Origin of the sequence: Pseudomonas sp. PICF6, from assembly GCF_009831705.1 — a bacterium.
GTDB lineage: Bacteria > Pseudomonadota > Gammaproteobacteria > Pseudomonadales > Pseudomonadaceae > Aquipseudomonas > Aquipseudomonas rhizophila.
On record NZ_WUUD01000033.1, the window covers coordinates 134,115 to 136,519 of the forward strand.

A 2,405-nucleotide genomic window follows, 5' to 3' on the forward strand; every position below is an offset into this window, starting at 1 on the left:
TGAAAGCCCCGTTCCGTATGGCCTGTAGAGGGTAGCGAACATCTTATCCACAGAAGCGCCAACAGAGATTGGGGGCAAGTAGCGTCCTGCGCTCACGCTTATTCACAAACAAAATCCAGGAAAAACCGTGAGTTAGGCTGGTTGTTTTTTAAGCGCAGGCTTGGGGAGCTTGATCTGCGTGGGGTGTGGCGAGGGGCGAACAGGTTATCCACAGAGGCGCGCACAGGGATTGTGGGTAAACCTCAGCCCCTTGTGGGAGCGAGCCTGCTCGCGATAAGGCCATGCCAGTCAACATGGAGGTGAATGGAAGACCGCTATCGCGAGCAGGCTCGCTCCCACAAGGGTGTCTGGTGAGGCCGTCGTGACGGTTAAGGCCGATGCATCAAATACGCCTCCCCCGTCACCCGAATCAGCGGATGCGGGACGACCTGGCAGGTTTTGACGATGCCAAAACCGTGGCGCTCATAAAAGCGCCGGGCGCCGGTGTTCGCTGCGTAGTCGATCAAACTGAGGCCTTTGAGCGCCAGTTGATCGGCACGTTGTTGCGCTCGCTCGAGAAAGCGCACGCCGAGCCCCTTGTTACGCCAACCTTCATGCAGGGCCAGGCTCGATATATAGAGGGTATCGGGGACTTCCATGTCGGCGTAGGGCGCCAGGATCGGATCAGTGACGGGAGTCGCCAGCGGATCCTCACGCGTCACGTAACAATGCATCATGCCGATGACCTGTCCGCCGGCTTCTGCAATAAGGCAGTTCTGGTAGGAAAAATCGACATCCTCACGGGCATAGCGAGCAGCCCCGACCTCCAGCAGATCCTGCCCGGGCTCCGCCAGCTGGCTCCAGATGTAATCCGACGCGCCCTCTGAGGAAATCCGGAACAGACGAGCGATCTCCCGTGTATCCGTGGGCAACGCCGGACGAAATTCAACTTCCATTGATGTGGCTCCATTAGCTGTCAAACAGCTTTTTTTAGGCGCAGGTTTGAGTCACGACAACATGCCAGGGCAGCGGTTTTATGGCTGGATGTTGCAGCGGGTCAGATTGGACGTTTTTTGAGCGAAGGCTTGAAAGGCCTGATTTGCGCGGTGTCTGGATAGGATCGAACAGGTTATCCACAGAGGCGCGCACAGGGATTGTGGGTAAACTTCAGCTCTTGTGGGAGCGAGCCTGCTCGCGATGGGGCCATGCCAGTCAACATCGAGGTGAATGGAAGACCGCTATCGCGAGCAGGCTCGCTCCCACAAGGGACAAGGTGAGCCTGGATTTAGCGAACCACCCCTTCCTCAATCAGCAACTTGAGAATCGCCTCGGCGCCCGCCTCCGGGCTCACGCCTTTGAGCACCTGCCCACCTCCGCCGCTGGCCTTGGCCGTGGCGGCTTTCATGCGGTCGGCGCCGCTCTTGGCCTTGATCACTTTCAGGCGTTTGGGCCGTGGTTTGGCCGGTTGCAGGGTCGCCACCGCCAACAGGGCGTCGTCGATCACCTCGACTTCTTCAGCGTGCAACGCCCCGCGTCGGGCCGGGCCGTAGGCGCTTTGCCGGGGTTTGGGGGCCGCGTTATCCACCGTGGCGAGGAACGGCAGGCGCACTTTGAGACGTCGCCGCTGGCCGCGGGGCAAGGCTTGCAGCACCAAGGCTACGCCACTGTCGATGGATTCGACCTGGGCCAACCCCACCACCAGCGGCCAGCCGAGATTTTCTGCCAGCAGGAACGGCAACATGCCGGAACCCTCGCCGGTTTCCGCCTGACTGCCGGTGAGCACCACTTGGGCTCCCGCGTCGCGCAGATAATCAGTCAGGGCCGGCAGTGCGTCGGCACCTGCGGGGTTATCCAGTACGTAGAGTTCGTCCAGACCCATGCCCAGATAGGCGCGCAGGGCCGGTTCAGCCACGTCGCCTGCGTGCAGCACTTGCAGGTCGTTGCCGGCCAGTTGCAGGCCCAGTTCCACGGCCCGCGCATCCTGCTCGGCGCGCCGGGGCCGACCGGAGGTGGGGTGGGCGCCGATGGACACCAGGCTGATCACTTGAGTACTCATGGTTGAATCCTTAGCTTAAGCCGCATCGCGCTTGGCTTCGTTGCGGTACGCCTCTACCGCCGCGATCAAGGCCTGGAGAATCGCCGCGCTGTCGCCAATCACCGACAGGTCTGCCCGTTTGATCATGTCGCAGCCCGGATCGAGGTTGATCGCCACCACCTTGTCGCAGGCGCCGATGCCCTGCAGGTGCTGGATAGCCCCGGAAATCCCCACCGCGACGTAGACCCGCGCCGTAACCCAGGTGCCGGACGCGCCAACCTGGCGATCCCGCGCCATGAAGCCATCGTCCACCGCTACCCGCGAAGCACCCTCGGTGGCGCCCAGGGCCGCAGCGGTCTGGTGGAACAGCGCCCAGTCCTTGACCCCGTTG

The 2,405-nt window shown here is 62.0% G+C and carries 3 protein-coding genes; all 3 read right to left on the reverse strand.

Annotated features, from left to right (window positions below; genetic code table 11):
* Positions 1-368: 368 nt before the first annotated feature.
* Positions 369-935 (reverse strand): GNAT family N-acetyltransferase, encoded by a 567-nt coding sequence (locus tag GSM73_RS23340; protein ID WP_047230578.1) that lies wholly within the window; start codon positions 933-935, stop codon positions 369-371.
* A gap of 329 nt (positions 936-1,264) precedes the next feature.
* On the reverse strand, positions 1,265-2,035 hold the full coding sequence (locus GSM73_RS23345) for an electron transfer flavoprotein subunit beta (RefSeq protein WP_047230385.1): 771 nt from the start codon (positions 2,033-2,035) through the stop codon (positions 1,265-1,267).
* A gap of 15 nt (positions 2,036-2,050) precedes the next feature.
* A partial coding sequence (locus GSM73_RS27895) for an FAD-binding protein (protein ID WP_256677071.1) occupies positions 2,051-2,405 on the reverse strand: 355 nt, incomplete at its 5' end.

What these genes read in the sequence shown, in the direction of transcription:
- GSM73_RS23340 (WP_047230578.1), bottom strand. Translation starts at nt 935, where the DNA reads ATGGAAGTTGAATTTCGTCCGGCGTTGCCCACGGATACACGGGAGATC.
- GSM73_RS23345 (WP_047230385.1), bottom strand. Translation starts at nt 2,035, where the DNA reads ATGAGTACTCAAGTGATCAGCCTGGTGTCCATCGGCGCCCACCCCACC.